Below are 17,814 nucleotides of genomic sequence, written 5' to 3' on the forward strand. Positions count from 1 at the left end.
CCGACCTGGCTGCCTGCACTCCAGCAGCCCGACGGCCATCCACGGATGGCCGTTTTTGTGTCACCTGCAGTGATTAAAGTTTGGAAATTGTTTCAAGGTCGCCAAATAAGCTACCTTGATGTAGAAAACGGCCCCTGAGTCGCCCACGAACTCAACTTTTTGCGGCGAAAGGAGACGCTATGATTTTTCCGGTATTACAAGGCTTGCCCCTGCACAAAGTGCTGGTGCGCACTGTCACAGAGTTCCTCGATGACGAGATGCCTACGTACGCCTCGGCGCTGGCCTACCAGATGCTGTTCTCGCTGTTTCCCTTCCTGCTGTTCCTGATTGCCCTGATCGGTTTCCTGCACCTGCCGGACTTCTTCACCTGGCTGCGCATGCAATCGGAACTGGTATTGCCGCCCCAGGCCCTGGAGCAGGTCAACCCGGTGATCGACCAGTTGCAGCAATCCAAGGGTGGCCTGTTGTCGGTGGGTATCGTGATCGCGCTGTACACCGCCTCGGCGGGTGTGCGCCTGATGATGAGTGCGATGAATGCCGCCTATGACGTGGTGGAAGGCCGACCGATCTGGAAGCGCTTCCCGCTGTCGATTTTCTACACCGTAGGCTTCGCCGGCATGCTGTTGGCCGCCGCCGCCTTGATGGTGCTCGGGCCGCAGGTGATGGAATGGCTGGCGGGGCAGATCGGCATGCAGGAATTCGTGGTCACCCTGTGGACCATCCTGCGTTGGCCGCTGATCGTCATCCTGTTGATGTTCTCCGTGGCGTTGATGTACTACGTGATGCCTGACGTGAAGCAGAAGTTTCGCTTTATCACCCCGGGATCGGTGCTGGCGGTGGTGGTCTGGATCGTCGCTTCCCTGGGGTTTGGCTACTACGTCAAAACCTTTGCCGACTACAACGCCATGTATGGCAGTATCGGCGCGATCATTGTGCTGCTGTTGTACTTCTACATCTCGGCTGCCGTGCTGTTGCTGGGGGCGGAGATGAATGCGGTGATCGAACACATGTCGGCCGAAGGCAAGGATCCTGGTGAAAAGGACTTTGGCGAGCACGACGAAAAAAAGCATGTCTCAGGCCTTGGCCGCGACCCTTCCCTCAAGCCCACTACCGATGAAGTCTGATCGATGATCCGTGAAATCCTGAAAATGGGCGATGAGCGCCTGCTGCGCATTGCCCCGCCGGTTCCGCCGGAAATGTTCGACAGCCCCGAGCTGTGGCAGTTGATTGATGACATGTTCCAGACCATGGAACACGTCGGCGGCGTCGGCCTCGCCGCGCCACAGATTGGAGTGGACCTGCAACTGGTGATCTTCGGTTTCGAGAGCAGCGAACGCTACCCGGACGCGCCCGCCGTGCCCCAGACCATCCTCATCAACCCGCTGATCACGCCGCTCAGCCCGGTGCTGGAAGAAGGCTATGAAGGGTGCCTGTCGGTGCCGGGCTTGCGTGGGGCCGTCGACCGTTACCAGCAGATTCGCTACGAAGGGTTTGACCCCAAGGGCGAGCCGATTGTGCGGATTGCCGAAGGCTTTCACGCGCGGGTGGTACAGCACGAGTGCGATCACCTGATCGGCCGGCTGTACCCGTCGCGGATTACCGATTTCAGCAAGTTCGGGTTTATCGAAGTGATGTTCCCGGATATGGATCCCACCGCAGACGAATAACCCTCAGGCAAAACACACCTCAAACTGTGGGAGCGGGCTTGCTCGCGAAAGCGGAGTGCCAGTCACCGAAGATATAGACTGATCCACCGCATTCGCGAGCAAGCCCGCTCCCACATTTGTTCTGCGTGCATTCAGCTTATTTTGCGGGCTTCACAAACCGCAACGTCATCCGGTCCGACTCACCAATCGCCACATACTTGGCCTTGTCCTTTTCCCCCAACGTCAACGCCGGCGGCAAGGTCCAGACCCCATCCGGGTAGTCCTTGGTATCTTTCGGGTTGGCATTCACCTCGCTCTGCCCCTCAAGCTTGAACCCCGCATCCGTCGCCAGTTTCACCACATACGCGGTGGTCAGGTAACCGCTGTGCTTGATGTCTTCCAGCGACGCCCCGTCCTTGGCCCGGTGATCCACCACCCCCAGCACGCCGCCCGGTTTCAACACCTTGAAGAACGCCTCGAACATCGCCGGCGCCGTATCCGCCATCACCCAGTTATGCACGTTGCGAAAGGTCAGCACGGTGTCGGCCGAGCCAGGCTTGCCCAGCACCGGAGCCTTGGGGTCGAACTCGGCGAAGCCGGCCTTGGAATAATGCAGCGGGTCTGCGGCGAATTTCTTTTTCAGGTTTTCTTCTGATGTACGCGCATAGGCACTGCTGTTCGGCGCCTGCACGGCAGCGATGTAGTGGCCGTTATCCTTGAGCAGCGGCGCCAGCAGCTCGCTGTACCAGCCGCCACCGGGGGTGATTTCGATCAGGGTCTGGTCGCCCCGCAGGCCAAAGAACTCCAGGGTCTGCTGCGGGTGACGATACACATCACGCGCGCTGTTGGCCGGCACGCGCCAACTGCCGGCGAGCACGGTTGCATACTGCTCGGCGGAAACCGGCGCTTCGGCTGCCTGGCTCAAGGCCGGGGCGAGGAGAGCTGCAAGGGATAAGGCTGCAAGGGTCGCTTTCATGATCATCCTGTAATGGGCCGCTGGTGCCGCCGAGGCTAGCATGGGGCCCACAACGGCTGATCACACTTTATTGAAGGTCGACCTCACCAACGGTTCTAAGCCCATGGCGATCATCGGCTTGTTGCGTTTGTAGCGCACCAGGCGCTCCGACAAGGACTGCGGCAGCAACGTGTCCTGGGTAAAACCCAGGCGTTGATAAAAGCCTTCCAGGTCCGGATGGCACAGCAGCCACACCGTGCCTTCAACGCTTGCGACCGAGGCGCGAATCAATTGCGCCGCCAGCCCCTGGCCACGCAGCGCCGGGTCGACAAACAGCCCGGTCAACCACTGCCCACCCACCACCGGCGTCAGGCACAGGCCCGCGACAATCTCGCTGCCCCTGGCCACCCACAACTGGCCACCCTTGAGGGCCTTCATCGGTGAGTTATGGCTGCGATAGAACTTGTTCAGCAGCGGCCACAACGGCTCTGCCAGTCGGTCGATGTGCAACTCGGGCATGGTTTTCAAACACGCGAATCCAGGGGGTGCAGATTATAAGTCGGGCAAAGCGCCTTCTGTTGGGCAATCGGTGTTATACCCAGTGTTACATCCCCTGTAAGTGGAGCACGCATCATGGCCAAAGGTCTGAATTCCAAGAAAGCTGACAAGAAAAAACCGGCAAAGACCGCCGATGAAAAACGCGCCGAGAAAAAGGCCAAGAAAACCGACAGCAACCTGTTTGGTCATTAAGTTCTAAGCTAAGCACCAAACGATCTGCAAGATTTTCCCGCCCCATTGCACAGAGCAGGATGAAGCCGACTTTTTCGTCGGCCACGCCTGCCCTGAGCTGCCGATGTCCAACTACCTTGATGAAACCCAGCGCCGGGAAATCGAAGCCCTGGCCCAGACCTTTACCGCCCGCACCGAGTGGCCGACCTGGCTGCTGTTGATCGGCGTCTATGCCGGCTGGTTTGCCGTGATCCTCGCCAGCCACTGGCTTGGCCTGTGGCTGAGTACCGCACTGTTGATCCCGCTCGTGACGCTGTGGATGTCCCTGCAACATGAACTGCTGCACGGCCATCCCACCCGCTTCACTGCTTTGAACAAACTCCTCGGCTACGCACCGTTTGCCGTCTGGTACCCCTACACCCTGTACCGCAACTGCCACCTGGTGCACCACAACGACGAAGACCTGACGGTGCCCGGTGTCGACCCGGAAAGCCGCTACCTGAATCAGCGGCAGTGGGACGACAGTTCGCTGTTCGAGCGCACCTTGCATTGGCTGACCAAGACCGTCCTCGGGCGCTTCCTGTTGGGTTCGCCGCTGGCGCTGTGGAAGCTGGCGCGCAACGAGGTCAGACGCCTGCGCGAAGGCCAGCGCCAGGCGTGGCTGATGTGGCTGAGCCATGGCACCGTGACCGTGCTGATGCTGACCTTCATCGCCCACTACAGCGTGCTGCCGGTGTGGCACTACGTGGCGCTGGTCAGCGTGCCGGCCTTGTCGGTGGCGGCGATCCGTTCCTACTATGAGCATCGCCCGCACCCACAACCGGAACAGCGCACGGTGCTTAACGAAGCCGCCTGGCCGTGGACCTGGCTGTTCCTCAACAACAACCTGCACCTGGTGCATCACGACTTGCCGAAGCTGCCGTGGTATTTGCTGCCCACCGTGTACCGCGCGCGCCGCGAACAATGGGTGGCGCGCAGCGGCGGGTTCCTGGTGCAGGGTTACGGCCAGTTGATCGGCCGTCACGGGCTCAAGGCCATCGACAGCCCACGGCACCCCTTTGCTTGAGAGACGACCATGAGTGACCGCTACGCCGAACTGCTGATGTACGTGGCGCCGCAGCAGGTGCAACAGGCCAATGAGCGCTGGCTTTCGCGCATCCTTGAGCGCCTGGGCGCGACCCGCCGCAAGGCTGATCATCTCGACTTGCGCAGCCTGTGGCGTGCCCCGCAATTGCTGCTGACGCAAACTTGCGGCTACCCGCTGATGACCGAACTGCGCGGGCAAGTCCAGGTGATTGGCCGCCCGCGCTACGAACTGCCCCACAGCAGCGGCGGCCAGCATTGCAGCCTGCTGCTGACCCGCGACGACAGTCCCCGCGTTGCCTTGGCGGACTTCCAAGACAGCCGCGGCGTGATCAACGGCCATGACTCCAACAGCGGCATGAACCTGCTGCGCGAACGCCTGGCGCCGCTGCAGCAGGGCGGTCGGTTCTTTGCCGAAGTCGGCATCAGCGGCGCCCATCGCGAAAGCCTGCGCTGGCTGCGGGAAAACCGCGCCGACCTTGCCGCCATCGACAGCGTGACCTACGACTACCTCGCCCGTTTTGCGCCAGAGGAAGTGGCCGGGCTGAGGATCGTCACCCGCAGCGCGCCCAGCCCGACGCTGCCTTACATCAGCGCGCCGGGCTCAAGTGAACACCTGCGGGAGGTCATGAACCTGGCCTTGCAGGATCTGCCCGAAGTGGTGCAAACCCTCGGCGTACACGAAGTGCTGCCCGCCACCGAAGCGGATTACCAGGTGCTGCTGGATTACCGGCAGCAGGCTGAAGCCTTGGGTTATCCACGCCTCCAATGATCGTTCCCACGCTCCGCGTGGGAATGCATCCTGTGACGCTCTGCGTCACGATTTCAAAGCAGACGCAGAGCGTCCAAGGCGGCATTCCCACGCAGAGCGTGTGAACGATCGGTTATATAAAAATACCTTTTAAATATTATTAAAGAATAAGCGGCCTTGCTAGGATCGCTCCACCGGAACACCGGACATAACGCGCAACCTACTCAGATGGAGCCACTATGTCCGGCGCCGACACTTCTCACAGCGATTACGTGGGCGGATTGTTCCGCAGTCATTACGACTGGCTGTGCGGCCGTTTGCACCGCCATCTCGATTCCCGTGCCCACGCCGAAGACATCGCCGCCGACACCTTCGTCCAACTGTTGAGTTCCCCGGGCGTGGCGCCGATCCGCCAGCCACGCGCCTTGCTCACCACCATTGCCCAACGCCTGATGTACCAGCTGTGGCGTCGCCGTGACCTGGAGCGCGCCTACCTCGACGCCCTCGACCAGGACGAAGCCTCGCCCGCGCCATCCCCTGAGGATTTGGCGCAGATGCTCGAAGCCCTGCAGGCCATCGACCAGTTGCTCGACGGCTTGCCGGCCAAGGTCAAGGCGACCTTTCTGCTGTCGCAACTCAATGGCCTGACCTACCCGGAAATCGCGGCCGAGCTGGGCATTTCCCAACGCTCGGTCAGCGACTACATGACCCGTGCCGTCAACCGCTGCCTGCGGCTGTGCCTGGAATGAGCGACGACCTGATCGACAGCGCCACTCGCTGGGTGGTGTTGCTGCGCTCCGGCGAGGCGAGTGCCGCCGACTGGCAGCGTTACCATCAGTGGCGCGCCGCAGACCCGCGTCACGAAGCCTTGTGCCAACAACTGGAAACCCGCCTCGGTGTGTTTCAAATTCCGCAGGCCCAAGGCGTCAGCGGCAAGGTATTGCAGCAGGCACTGGACGCGCCATCCAGCCGCCGCACGGTGTTGCGCGGCGCCCTGGTGGGCGCTGGCCTGATGCTGGGCGCCGGTTGGCTGGCCCGGCCGGTGGTGGAGGATTTGACCGCCGATATCCGCACCGGCACCGGCGAACGGCGCACTGTAGAGCTGGCCGATGGCAGCGAGTTACTGCTCAACGCCCGCAGTGCCGCCGATATTCAATTCGACCCACAACGCCGCGTGGTGCGCCTGCGCGATGGCGAGTTGCTGGTGAAGATTGCCAGGGACAGCAACCGACCGTTTTTCATCCAGACCGATCAAGCTCGACTGCATGCCTTGGGCAATCGCCTGTTGCTGCGCGAGCGCGAAGGGCAGGGCCATGTGGTGGCGCTCAACGGCGCCCTGGAGATCGACGGCCAGAACGGCGAACGCCTGCAACTGGAGGCCGGGCACGAGGTGACTTACGACCGCTTCGGCTTCGGCCCGGTGCTGGCCAGTTCCTCGGGGGCGACGGCGTGGATCGACGGTTTCCTGCAAGTGCGCGACCGCCCGCTGGTGGAAGTGATCGACGCACTGCGCCCGTATCACAACGGTGTGCTGCGCCTTGATCCGGCGGTGGCAGGGTTGCGGGTCAGCGGCCTGTACCGCCTCGACAATCCCGACCAGATCCTCGACACCCTGGCACGCACCCTGCCGATCCACATCACCCGCCGGACCGGGTTGTGGGTGACCGTCAGTGCCACATGAAAACGGTTCACCTCGGTCAATGTGGGAGCTGGCTTGCCTGCGATGCGAGCACCTCGGCCTCTCAGATGTACCGCAGCGATACCATCGCAGCCTCGCTAAAGCTCGACAGCTCCCACAGTTGACCGCGTCGTTTCCGAATGTCGGTTCTAACGACATAACCAAACGATCTGCAAGTTTTCCCCCGGCCATCCCACATCACTCCCGTAAGCGCTGCGGGGAGCAGCGCTCAGGAGTTTCCTTGGGGGGAGCCAACGTGAGCCCATTCAACCGTACACCGCTTCGAACCTTTGCGCTGGTGCCGTTGGCCAGTCTGTTCCTGTCTTTCGCCGCCAGCGCCGAAGAGGCGCGCCAGGTCTACCACATCGCGCCCGGCCCGCTGGACGAAGTGCTGCTGAACATCAGCCGCCAGAGCGGCCAGGTGATTTCCTTCACGCCGCAGCTGGGCAATTATTCCTCGGCGCGGGTCGACGGTTCGCTGTCGGCGCAACAGGCGGTAGACGCCGCGCTCAAGGGCACCGGCCTGCAAGTCCAGGTCAGCCCGGACGGAGCATTCATCATCAAGGAAGGCGCCAAAGTCGCGCCTGCCAGCAACAGCATCAAGGCGCAAACCGCCGAAGCCCAGGCGCCGACCCTCGACCGTGTGGTCGCCATCGGTACCCGTCGCAGCGACGCCACGGCCCTCACCAGCAGCGCCCCGGTGGATGTGATCAACGCCGAAGAACTCAAGCAAACCGGCGCCACCAGCCTCAACCAGGCGCTGTTCCAACTGCTGCCCTCGTTCAACTTTCCGCAGAACAACAGCGCCACCCGCGGCCAGGATCCGAAAGGCGCCTCCCTGCGCGGCTTGTCCCCGGACCAGACCCTGGTGCTGATCAATGGCAAGCGCCGGCACACCTCGGCGGTGGTGAACATTTCCGGTGGCGTGCCGTTCATTGGCGCGCAGCCGGTGGACCTCGACATGATCCCCATCAGCGCCATCGACCACGTCGAAGTGCTGCGCGACGGTGCCTCGGCGCAATACGGTTCGGACGCGGTGGCGGGGGTGGTCAACATCGTGCTCAAGGAGCGCGACAGCGGTGGCGGCATCAACACCCAACTGGGCAAATACGCCCAGGGCGACGGCTTCAGCAAAACCACCGATGGCTGGTACGGCATCGGCTTGCCGGGGGATGGTTTCCTGACCCTGAGCTTCAACACCCTGAACAACAAACCCGATGACATCGGCGACAAATACGTCGCCGACGGCCAGGTACAAGACCCGCGCTGGGGCGGTGCCGGGCGCGACAAATACAACCTGGCGGCCAACGCCGAAATCGGCCTGAACGACCAATGGCGCCTCTACAGTTTCGCCACCTTCGGCCAGGACACTTCGGTAAACAACACGCCGCCGCTGCTGGCCAGCAGCCCGAACAACGTGGCCGGGATCTACCCCAACGGCACCATCCCGAAATACCGCTATCGCTATGAAGACGGCGCCGTCACCGTCGGCACCCGCTATGAAGACGAGAGCATCGGCCGCTTCGATTTGAGCGCCACCTATGGCCGCGACGAGCACGACGAACTGGCTTTCAACACCGTCAACCCGAGCTACGGGATCAACAGCCCGACCAAGTTCAACGTCGCCACCCTGGTCAACGACCAGACCAACATCACCCTGGATTACGCCAAGGATCTGAACGTCGACTGGTCGAGCCATCCACTCACCGTGTCGGCGGGCGTTGCCTACCGGCATGAGCAATACCGGCTGGAGGCCGGCGACTACGATTCCTATTCCTACGGTGGCATCGACGGCGTGCAGGTTGGCGCGGTGCAGGCTTCGGGCCTGACCCCGGACGACGCCGGCACCTTCAAGCGTGATGTGGGCGGCGTGTATTTCGGCCTGGAAAACCAGGTCACCGACAAGCTCCAGGTGGGCATTGCCGGGCGTACCGAGCACTACTCGGACTTCGGTTCAGCCACCACCGGCAAACTCTCGGCGCGCTATGACTTCACCCCGAAAGTCGGCCTGCGGGCCACGGTCAACAATGCCTACCACGCGCCCAGCCTGGGCCAGATCGGCACCTCCTGGACCACCACCACCAACCTCGACGCCAACGGCAACCCGGTGCTGACCCGCATGCTGCCGGCCGACAACCCGGCCGCCCGTGCCCTCGGTGCGCAGCCGCTGAAGCCCGAGAAGTCCACCAACTTCTCCCTGGGCCTGGTGCTGCGCCCAACCGACCAGGCCTCGCTGACCATCGACGCCTACCAGATCTCGATTCGTGACCGCCTGCTGTTCAGCGGTGGCATTTCCGGGCCGCTGGCCGAGCAGATCCTCAAGGACGCCGGCTACGGCCAGTACTCCTGGGCGCAGTTCATGACCAACGCCGCCGACACCCGCACCCGCGGCGTCGACATCGTGGGCAAGTACAACCTGGACCTTGAGCAGTTCGGCAACCTGAACCTGTCGGCGGGCTACACCAAGGCCCGCACCACTATCGAAAAGGTCCACGAAAACCCCAACGGCTTCGAAGTGCTGACCCGTGAATCCCGTGGCTTCCTGGAGCACGGTTACCCGGAAGACAAGCTGGTGTTTGGCGCGGTCCACAAGCTCAACCAATGGACTATCGCCCTCAACGAAACCCGTTACGGCAAGTACCGCAAATACGCCTCCAGCGAAGCCAACGCCCAGTACGACCAGACCTTCAGCGCGCAATGGACCACCGACCTGGACGTGAACTACGCCTTCACCAAACAACTGCGGGTGTCGGTGGGCGTCAACAACCTGTTCGACAGCAAGCCTGACGACTACAACACCCGTTTGCGCCAGACCCCGGGCCAGCAATACAGCTACCTGTCGCCGACGGCGCCGGAAGGGGCGTTTTACTACACGCGGCTCAGTTATGACTTTTAAACCCTGATGCAAAACCTGTGGCGAGGGAGCTTGCTCCCGCTGGGGCGCGTAGCGGCCCCAAGCACTTTGGGCCTGCTGCGCAGTCCAGCGGGAGCAAGCTCCCTCGCCACAAGAGCACTCTTCATGGAATCACCACGAGGTAACACATGAAAACAATCAAGAACCTGCTCGGTGGCTCGCTATTGGCACTCACCGTCCTGGCACAATCAGCCACGGCCGCCGAACCTGCCAAACCGATCCACTTCGGTGACATCACCTGGGAAAGCGGCAGCCTGATCACCGAAGTGCTGCGCCTGATCGTCGAGAAAGGCTATGGCCTGCCCACCGACACCTTGCCCGGCAGCACCGTGAGCCTGGAGGCCGCCCTGGCCAAGGACGATATCCAGGTGATCGGCGAAGAGTGGGCCGGGCGCAGTCCGGCGTGGGTCAAGGCCGAAAGCGAAGGCAAGGTGTTCGGCCTGGGCGACACCGTCAAAGGCGCTACCGAAGGCTGGTGGGTGCCGGAATACGTGATCAAGGGCGACGCCGAACGGGGCATCAAACCCCTGGCCCCGGAGCTTAAATCCGTCGCCGACCTGGCCCGCTACAAAGACGTGTTCCGCGACCCCGAAGACCCGACCCGTGGGCGCTTCCTCAACAGCCCCACCGGCTGGACCTCGGAGATCGTCAACAGCCAGAAACTCAAGGCCTATGGCCTGACCGACAGCTACGTCAACTTCCGCACCGGCTCCGGCGCGGCGCTGGATGCCGAGGTTGCATCCTCGATCCGTCGCGGCAAGCCGGTGCTGTTCTACTACTGGTCGCCGACGCCACTGCTGGGGCGCTTCAAGTTGATCAAACTGGAAGAACCACCGTTCAACGCCGAAGCCTGGAAGACCCTGGCCGACGCCAACAACCCGCACCCCATCGGTACTCGTTCGATGCCAGCGCACCTGGCGATTGGCGTGTCGGCGCCGTTCAAGGCGCAGTACCCGCAACTGGTGACGTTCTTTGAAAAAGTCGACCTGCCGATTGACCTGCTCAACGGCATCCTCGCGCAAATGGCCGAGAAACGTACCGCGCCGCGCCAGGTGGCCGAAGCGTTCCTGAAAGAACAGCCGCAGGTCTGGCAGCAGTGGGTGCCGGCGGACGTCGCGGCCAAGGTCAAGGAGAGTCTCTGATGCGCAAGCTCATCGCAGCCACACTGCTGGCACTGTGCGCCGGGCCGCTGCTGGCGGCAGAACCGGCCACCCTGCGCGTCGGCTACCAGAAAAGCTCGGTGAGCATGGTGCTCGCCCGTGAGCATCACCTGTTCGAGCAAGCGTTGCCGGGCACCAAGGTCGAGTGGATCGAATTCCTCGGCGGCCCGCCGCTGATCGAAGCCCTAAATGGCGGCAGCATCGACATCGGCAATATCGGCGACATCCCGCCGATCTTCGCCCAGGCTGCCGGCATCGACATTCGCTACATCGGCGTCGAGCCCAATGACGGGCGCACCGAAGCCATCCTGCTGCCCAAGGACAGCACCGTGCAAAGCGTGGCCGAACTCAAGGGCAAGCGCGTGGCGTTGCTCAAGGGTTCCAGCGCCCACAACCTGTTCCTCAAAAGTTTGCTGCGTGCCGGCTTGCAGTGGAAGGACGTGAACGTGGTGTACCTGTCGCCCTCCGACGGCCGTGCCGCGTTTGAACAAGGCAAGGTCGACGCCTGGGTGGTGTGGGACCCGTACTACTCGGCGGCCGTGGTGGACGGTTCGGCGAAGGTGCTGGGGGATGGCCAGGGGCTGAACCCGGCGGGCAGTTTCTTCATCGCCAGCGGGCCGTTTGCCAAGCAGCACCCGCAGGCGATTGCGGCGATTCTCAAGGTGTTTGCCCAGGCGCAGCGGTTGTCGCTGGACCAGCATGACGAAAGCGTCGCGCTGATGGCCAAGACATTGGGCTTGCAGCCGGCGGTGGTGGAGAGTTACTTCCAGCACCGCTCGCCGACGCCGAGCCGGCCATTGGAAGCGGTGGATATCGCCAACCAGCAACGTACGGCCGACGCGTTTTTTGCCAACGGCCTGATCCCGAAAAAGGTCGATGTGCAGCAGGTTGTGTTCAAGGCCCCATAACTTTATCCCTGTGGCAAGGGAGCTTGCTGTGGGGGGGAGTTTGCTGTGGCAAGGGAGCTTGCTTTAGGGAAAGAGCTGTTGTGGCGAGGGAGCTTGCTCCCGCTGGGCTGCGTAGCGGCCCCAAAAAAAGCGGGAGCGCTGCGCACTCCAGCGGGAGCAAGCTCCCTCGCCACAGCAAGCTCCTCGCCACAACAGGCTCCTCACCACAACAAGCTCCCTCACCCCATAAAAGCATCTTCAGCATCGACCTTCGCAACCCATCAGTGAGCAGACCATGCAACCGATCTACATCGACTTCCTCAACGGCCTGGACATCGACGAACTGGCCCTGACCAACGACGAAATCCTCAACGCCATCGAATCCAGCCTGGCGATCCAGGGCCGCAGCGAGGCGGTGATCGAGCCGCGCATGCACCTGATTCCCGGCGGTGAAATCAACGGCCACTTCAACGTGCTGCGCGGTGTATTGGGCGGCGCAATCGGCTACGCCGGGGTCAAGGTGGTGGGCGACTTTGTCGATAACTACCGCAAGGGCCTGCCCTCGGAACTGGCGATTCTCAACCTGCTGGACCCGGCCACCGGCATCCCCAAGGCCATCCTGGACGCCTCGGCGATTACCGACATGCGCACCGGCGCCGTCACCGCCATCGGTGCCAAATACCTGGCCCGTCCCGACAGTAAAGTCCTCGCGCACATCGGTGCCCGTGGCACGGCGTATTGGAACGTGCGGCTGCTGGACCACCTGTTCGACTTCGACGAAATCCGCGTGCACTCGCGCCGCAGTGAAAGCCGCGAAGCCTTCGCCGAACGCCTGCGCCGCGACCTCGGCAAGCCGGTGATTGTCACCGACGACTGGGAGTCCACGGTGCGCGGCGCCGACATCGTGGTGGAAGCTTCACGCCTGGATCAGCCGCAACCGTTGCTGCACACCGAGTGGATCAAGCCCGGTGCCTTCGTCGTGCCCTACGGCACCATGAGCGCGGTGGAACTGTCGTTGACCGACATCATGCACAAGCTGGTGGTGGACGATTGGGGCCAGTGCAAGGGCGGGATGTTCGGCGCATTGCGCGCCCATGTCGACGCCGGAAAACTCAGCGCCGAGACCTTGCATGCCGAGTTGGGGCAGATCGTCGCCGGCTTGAAAACCGGCCGGGAAACCCCCGAGGAAACCATCCTGTTCTGGCACCGTGGCTTGAGCCTCAGCGATATCGCCCTGGGCCACGCACTGCTGGAAAAATCCAAACGCCTGGGGATCGGCCAGCGGTTGCGCTGGGCATGATTCACTTCGATCCCGCCGGTTTGACGATTGAGGATTTGCTGTCGATTGCCCGCCAAGACGCACCGGCTGACTTCAGCGATGCGGCCCGCCAACGTATCGACGAAGGGCATCGACTGTTGCTGCGCCTGGTGGCTGAAGGCACGCCGATTTACGGGGTGACCACCGGCCTCGGTGCGGCGGTGGATACGCAGGTCGCGCCGGAACAGGCAAACATTCCTTTGGGGCGTGCGGTGGGCGTTGGCCGCCTGGCCACGCGTGAGGAATTACGCGCGATCACCGCAGCCCGCTTGGCGGGGTTGGCCCAGGGGCGTTCGGGTATTTCGCCGGGTGCGGCGCAGGCGCTGTTGGCGTTACTCAACTGCGGCATGGAGCCCGCGGTGCCGTTGCTCGGCTCGCTGGGTGAGAGCGACCTGGCGCCGTTGGCGCATTTGAGTCTGGCGCTGAACGTGCCATTGACGGGCAAGGATGGCCTGGCGCTGGTGTCGGCCAACTCCGCGAGCATCGGCCTTGGCGCGTTGCTGGTGGCCGAGGCCGAACAGGCATTGCAGGCCGTGTTGGCGGGGCTGGCGTTGTCGTGTGAAGGCTATCGGGCCAACCTCAGTCCGTTTCAGCCGTGGGCTTCGCGGTTGCGCCCGGCGCCGGGGCAAAGCGGGCAATCAGCGGCGTTGCTGGAATTGCTGGCGGGCGGCGAATTGGCCGATAACCCGCGCCGGCTACAGGACCCGCTGAGCTTTCGCTGTGCCACGGTGGTTCAAGGCGCGGCACAACAGGCAGTGCAGGCGTTACGCGAGTTGATCGAACTGGAACTGGCCAGCGGTGCGGACAATCCGGCGTTGATCAGCGAAGACGTGTTGGTGCTGGCCACGGCCAATTTCGACAGCACCCATCTCGCGCTGGCGGCCGAAGGCTTGGGCCTGGCGTTGAGCCGCGTGGCGGTGTGCAGCGCCGAGCGGATTGCCAAGTTGCTGTCGCCGGCCTCCAGTGAACTGCCGCGCTTTCTGATCAACCAGCCCGGGCACGTGGGCATGGCCGCCTTGCAGCGCACCGGTTCGGCGTTGGTGGCGGAGATCGGGCACTTGGCCAATCCGATCCCGGCGGTGAGCGTGCCGGTGGCGGATCGCGTGGAAGATTATGCGGGGCAGGCGCTGGCGGTGGTCGAGAAAACCCGGCAACTGGTGCAGCGCGTGGTGTGGCTGGGCAGCATTGAGTTGATCGTGGCGGCGCAGGCGGTAGACCTGCGCGGCACGGTTCAACTGGGGCAGGGCACCCGGCGTATTCATCAGGCGGTGCGCCGCGAGGTGGCGCACCTCGATCAGGATCGTTCGGGGTCGGTGGATGTGTTGGCGTTAAGCGCATTCATCGAAAACGATGGCTTGAAACCCATTCTCTAAACCAATGAAGATCAAATGTGGGAGCTGGCTTGCCTGCGATAGCGGTGTTGGATTCACCATCGCTATCGCAGGCAAGCCAGCTCCTACAGGTTGATCGCATTTCAGGTCATGGATTTTCAGCGGCCAGGGCGGCAATCACCGCCGGCCGCTCACCGACCCGCTGCTGAAACTTCGCCAACGCCGGCCACTGCTGCAAGTCGATATCAAACAACCCCGCCCAGCGCAGCACCACAAACAGGTACGCATCCGCCACTGAGTACTGCGCGCCCAGCAGGTAATCCTGGCGCTCCAGGGTCTGTACCAGAATCGCAAAACGCTTGAACAGCGTGGCCTTGAACAGCGCCTTCACCTCATCGGGAATCGCGTCCTTGAACAACACTCCCAGCCCGCCATGAATCTCGCTGGAGACAAAGTTCAGCCACTCCTGCAAACGCACCCGCTCCCAGCTGCCATTGGCCGGCGCCAGGCCCGCTGCGGGTACCCGGTCGGCCAGGTATTGCAGGATGGCCGCGCCTTCGGTCAGTACCTCGCCGTTGTCCAGTTGCAGTGCGGCCACATAGCCCTTGGGATTGATCTGCAGGAAATCATCACCGTCAGCCGTGAGCTTTTTCTGGTTGTCGACGCGAATCAATTCAAACGGCAGGGCCAATTCCCGCAGCGCGATATGGGAGGCGAGGGAACAGGCATTCGGGGAAAAATACAGCTTCATCGGGGCAACTCCGCAGGACAGTTGCCTTCAGTCTCGTGGGCATGGCACCTTGGGTAAAATTAATCTTTCAGAATCCTGCCATAAGGACAGCTACTGCCATGATGAACCTGATGCACTGGCGCCTGCTGGTGGCCGTGGCGGACAACGGCAGCATCACTGCCGCCTCCGAACGAGTGGGCATGACTCAGTCCGCCGCCAGCCAGGCGATGGCGGCCATGGAGGCCAACCTCGGTGCGCAGTTGTTTGTGCGTGAGGCGCGTCAGACCGTGCCTACCGCCCTGGGCCTGCAAGTGATCGAGCAGGCGCGGGTGATGTTGGAAGCGTTGCAGGCGATTCGCACCACCGTGGACGAAGCGCGGCCGATGCTGCGTGGGACGATTCGCATCGCGAGTTTCCCCATGGTGCTGGCGGTGTTCCTGCCGCCGCTGCTGCGTCGGTTCAACCAGCTTTATCCCGGCATCGAGGTCACGGCCCTGGAAGTGACCGACGATGAAGTGAACACCTTGCTCGACGCGAATCTGATCGACCTGGGCGTGGTGCTCAACCCGCCGTCCGAGCGCAATGCCGCCGTGCTGGGGCGCGATAACTGGGTGGCGGTGCTGCCGATGGCCCACGGGTTTTCCCGGCGCCCGGCGCAGGCAACGGTCACGCTGGAAGAGTTGGTGGAGCAACCGTTCGTGCTTGCCACCGGCGGCTGCGCCGTCAACGCCCGCAGCCTGGCGCAGGAAGCCGGCCTGGTGCTGCGCGAGGTGCGGGTGGAGGTGCGCGAGTGGAACAGCGCTTTCAGCCTGGTGCGTGAAGGCGTGGGTGTGACGCTGGTGCCCGAGATGACCCTGCCGGCCCAGCGCCAAGGCTTGCGCATCATGCCCCTGGCGGAGCCGGTGCATCGCGAGTTTGCGTTGGTGACATCACGCCACCAACCGCCTTCAGCAGTGGTTAATGCTTTGTTGCAAATGCTGGCTGACTAGTGGCCTTGCATAGCGCCAACGCCTGTCTATGCTCACCCAGAACCGTTGATGACGCTCGGCATATAAAGCGTTTCGGATAGGTTTCCCCATAAAGGTCTTCGATCAAGATTCAAACCGTGAATGGAATGCGCCCGCGTGGGCGTCGGGAAAATAAAGGGTGATCTGACATGTTCAACCGCCAACACAAATCCGACCTGCTGGAAATCGAACGTTTCTCCTGCGCCCTTACCGAAGCCAAAGCCAAATTGGCCGCCATCAGCCGTTCCATGGCAATGATCGAGTTTGATCGCGACGGCATCGTGCTGGATGCCAATGAAAATTTCTGCAAGACCATGGGCTACCGCGCCGAAGAAATTCGCGGCAAGCATCACCGGATTTTCTGCGAAGAGGCCTACACCCACACCGACGCCTACGCCAAGCTCTGGCGCGACCTGGCGCGGGGCGAGCCCCTCAGTGGCACCTTCATGCGGTTGAACAAGCATGGCCAGGAAGTGTGGCTGGAGGCCAGTTACATGCCGGTAATCGGTGCCGACAACCAGGTGCAAAGCGTGATCAAGGTGGCCTCGGACATCTCGGCGCGGATTCACCGCGAGCATGAAAACCAGAGCTTGATCGACGCCATCGGCCGCTCCATGGCGGTCATTGAATTCACCCCGCAAGGCCAGATCCTGAATGCCAACGACAACTTCCTGAAGACGGTGAAGTATTCCCTCAGTGAAATCGTCGGCCAGCACCACAGTCTGTTTTGTCATCGCGGTGAGACCGATTCGCCGGCCTACAAGGCATTCTGGGCCTCGCTCAATCGCGGCGAATATCACTCCCACCGGTTTGAGCGCAAAGACAAATTCGGCCAAACGCTGTTCCTGGAAGCCTCCTACAACCCGATCTTCGATGCCAACGGGCGCTTGTACAAAGTGGTGAAGTTCGCCAGCGACATCACCGACCAGGTCACCACCTTGCGCACGGCTGCCGACTCGGCTCACGCCACCTCGGTGCAAAACGACGCCTGCGCCCGCAAGGGTTCGGAAGTGGTGCAGCAGACCGTGCAGATCATCGAAGAAATTTCCCGTGACCTTAACGAAGCGGCCGTGAGTATCGACGCGGTGAGCAAGCAGTCGGACATCATCGGCACCATCGTCCAGACCATCCGCGGCATCGCCGACCAGACCAACCTGCTGGCGCTCAACGCGGCGATCGAAGCGGCCCGGGCGGGCGAGCATGGGCGCGGGTTTGCGGTGGTGGCGGATGAGGTGCGCAGTTTGGCGGCGCGAACCAGCCAGGCGACGATCGAGATTGTGGATGTGGTGCGCAAGAACCACGACCTGTCGATCAGCGCGGTGTCGAGCATGCAGTCGAGCCTGAGCCGCACGGGGCTTGGGGTGGAACTGGCGAATGAGGCGGGGCAGGTGATCCTGGAGATTCAGGAAGGGTCACGGCATGTGGTGGATGCGATCAGTCAGTTCAACTCGACACTGCAACTGCAGTAACACACCGTTATGGCCGAGAAATAACCTGTGGCGAGGGCGCTTGCTGTGGCGAGGGAGCTGCTGTGGGGGGGGGGGGGGGGGGCGCCGGGGGGGGGGGGGGGGCCCCCCAAAAAAGTGGGGGGGGAGACCCCAGCGGGGGTCGCAACGACTCCCCCC

The 17,814-nt window shown here is 62.6% G+C and carries 15 protein-coding genes and 2 pseudogenes; 14 read left to right on the forward strand and 3 right to left on the reverse strand.

The window, feature by feature from the left end; translation table 11 throughout:
- The first annotated feature begins 179 nt into the window (after window positions 1-179).
- A complete protein-coding gene (locus ACIOMR_RS13505; protein ID WP_003213047.1) occupies window positions 180-1,124 on the forward strand; it encodes a YihY/virulence factor BrkB family protein in 945 nt (314 codons plus the stop codon).
- A gap of 3 nt (window positions 1,125-1,127) precedes the next feature.
- A complete protein-coding gene (def, locus tag ACIOMR_RS13510) occupies window positions 1,128-1,667 on the forward strand; it encodes a peptide deformylase (RefSeq protein WP_003213049.1) in 540 nt (179 codons plus the stop codon).
- A 136-nt stretch (window positions 1,668-1,803) separates the two neighbouring features.
- Here the strand turns inward: def and ACIOMR_RS13515 are convergent, their stop codons facing one another.
- Entirely contained in the window at window positions 1,804-2,622 is an 819-nt protein-coding gene (locus ACIOMR_RS13515) for a class I SAM-dependent methyltransferase (protein WP_102369759.1), read from the reverse strand.
- Between the two features lie 60 nt (window positions 2,623-2,682).
- The gene (locus ACIOMR_RS13520) at window positions 2,683-3,120 is read right to left on the reverse strand and encodes a GNAT family N-acetyltransferase (RefSeq protein ID WP_177022250.1); all 438 of its coding nucleotides are present in this window, start codon (window positions 3,118-3,120) and stop codon (window positions 2,683-2,685) included.
- 334 nt (window positions 3,121-3,454) lie between these two features.
- On the opposite strand from ACIOMR_RS13520, the gene ACIOMR_RS13525 reads away from it, so the two are divergent.
- From ACIOMR_RS13525 to ACIOMR_RS13565, 9 genes are all read left to right on the forward strand, one after another.
- Window positions 3,455-4,396, forward strand: coding sequence for a fatty acid desaturase (locus ACIOMR_RS13525; protein ID WP_003213058.1), 942 nt, complete (start codon window positions 3,455-3,457; stop codon window positions 4,394-4,396).
- A gap of 9 nt (window positions 4,397-4,405) precedes the next feature.
- Window positions 4,406-5,185, forward strand: a complete 780-nt coding sequence (locus tag ACIOMR_RS13530; protein WP_177019383.1) for a phosphate/phosphite/phosphonate ABC transporter substrate-binding protein — start codon at window positions 4,406-4,408, stop codon at window positions 5,183-5,185.
- Window positions 5,186-5,403: 218 nt separating this feature from the next.
- Entirely contained in the window at window positions 5,404-5,913 is a 510-nt protein-coding gene (locus ACIOMR_RS13535) for a sigma-70 family RNA polymerase sigma factor (RefSeq protein WP_401194595.1), read from the forward strand.
- Window positions 5,910-6,845 carry a FecR domain-containing protein gene (locus ACIOMR_RS13540; protein WP_401194598.1) on the forward strand — a complete coding sequence of 312 codons (936 nt, stop codon included), beginning with the start codon at window positions 5,910-5,912 and terminating at the stop codon, window positions 6,843-6,845. Before ACIOMR_RS13535 ends, ACIOMR_RS13540 begins: the two co-directional genes overlap by 4 nt.
- Before the next feature lie 253 nt (window positions 6,846-7,098).
- Window positions 7,099-9,738 carry a TonB-dependent receptor gene (locus ACIOMR_RS13545; RefSeq protein ID WP_102369756.1) on the forward strand — a complete coding sequence of 880 codons (2,640 nt, stop codon included), beginning with the start codon at window positions 7,099-7,101 and terminating at the stop codon, window positions 9,736-9,738.
- Window positions 9,739-9,884: 146 nt separating this feature from the next.
- The gene (locus ACIOMR_RS13550) at window positions 9,885-10,898 is read left to right on the forward strand and encodes an ABC transporter substrate-binding protein (RefSeq protein ID WP_003213067.1); all 1,014 of its coding nucleotides are present in this window, start codon (window positions 9,885-9,887) and stop codon (window positions 10,896-10,898) included.
- Window positions 10,898-11,824 carry an aliphatic sulfonate ABC transporter substrate-binding protein gene (locus ACIOMR_RS13555; RefSeq protein WP_401194602.1) on the forward strand — a complete coding sequence of 309 codons (927 nt, stop codon included), beginning with the start codon at window positions 10,898-10,900 and terminating at the stop codon, window positions 11,822-11,824. The genes ACIOMR_RS13550 and ACIOMR_RS13555 overlap by 1 nt, the downstream gene beginning before the upstream one ends.
- A 274-nt stretch (window positions 11,825-12,098) precedes the next feature.
- The gene (locus tag ACIOMR_RS13560) at window positions 12,099-13,103 is read left to right on the forward strand and encodes an ornithine cyclodeaminase family protein (protein ID WP_177027652.1); all 1,005 of its coding nucleotides are present in this window, start codon (window positions 12,099-12,101) and stop codon (window positions 13,101-13,103) included.
- Complete coding sequence (locus tag ACIOMR_RS13565) at window positions 13,100-14,494, forward strand: aromatic amino acid lyase (protein WP_401194606.1); 1,395 nt, start codon at window positions 13,100-13,102, stop codon at window positions 14,492-14,494. The genes ACIOMR_RS13560 and ACIOMR_RS13565 overlap by 4 nt, the downstream gene beginning before the upstream one ends.
- A gap of 106 nt (window positions 14,495-14,600) precedes the next feature.
- On the opposite strand, the gene gstA is transcribed toward ACIOMR_RS13565, so the two are convergent.
- Window positions 14,601-15,203 carry a glutathione transferase GstA gene (gene gstA, locus ACIOMR_RS13570; RefSeq protein WP_008431610.1) on the reverse strand — a complete coding sequence of 201 codons (603 nt, stop codon included), beginning with the start codon at window positions 15,201-15,203 and terminating at the stop codon, window positions 14,601-14,603.
- Window positions 15,204-15,301: 98 nt separating this feature from the next.
- Between gstA and ACIOMR_RS13575 the strand changes: the two genes are divergently transcribed.
- The 3 genes and pseudogenes from ACIOMR_RS13575 to ACIOMR_RS13585 all read left to right on the forward strand — a co-directional run.
- The gene (locus tag ACIOMR_RS13575; RefSeq protein WP_401194609.1) at window positions 15,302-16,171 is read left to right on the forward strand and encodes a LysR family transcriptional regulator; all 870 of its coding nucleotides are present in this window, start codon (window positions 15,302-15,304) and stop codon (window positions 16,169-16,171) included.
- Between the two features lie 272 nt (window positions 16,172-16,443).
- Window positions 16,444-17,067 (forward strand): annotated as a pseudogene (locus ACIOMR_RS13580) (PAS domain-containing protein); the annotation flags it as partial.
- Window positions 17,068-17,232: 165 nt separating this feature from the next.
- Window positions 17,233-17,658, forward strand: a pseudogene (locus ACIOMR_RS13585) (methyl-accepting chemotaxis protein); the annotation flags it as partial.
- Window positions 17,659-17,814 lie beyond the last annotated feature (156 nt).

This window comes from Pseudomonas sp. NPDC087814, assembly GCF_044742865.1.
Taxonomy (GTDB): Bacteria; Pseudomonadota; Gammaproteobacteria; order Pseudomonadales; family Pseudomonadaceae; genus Aquipseudomonas.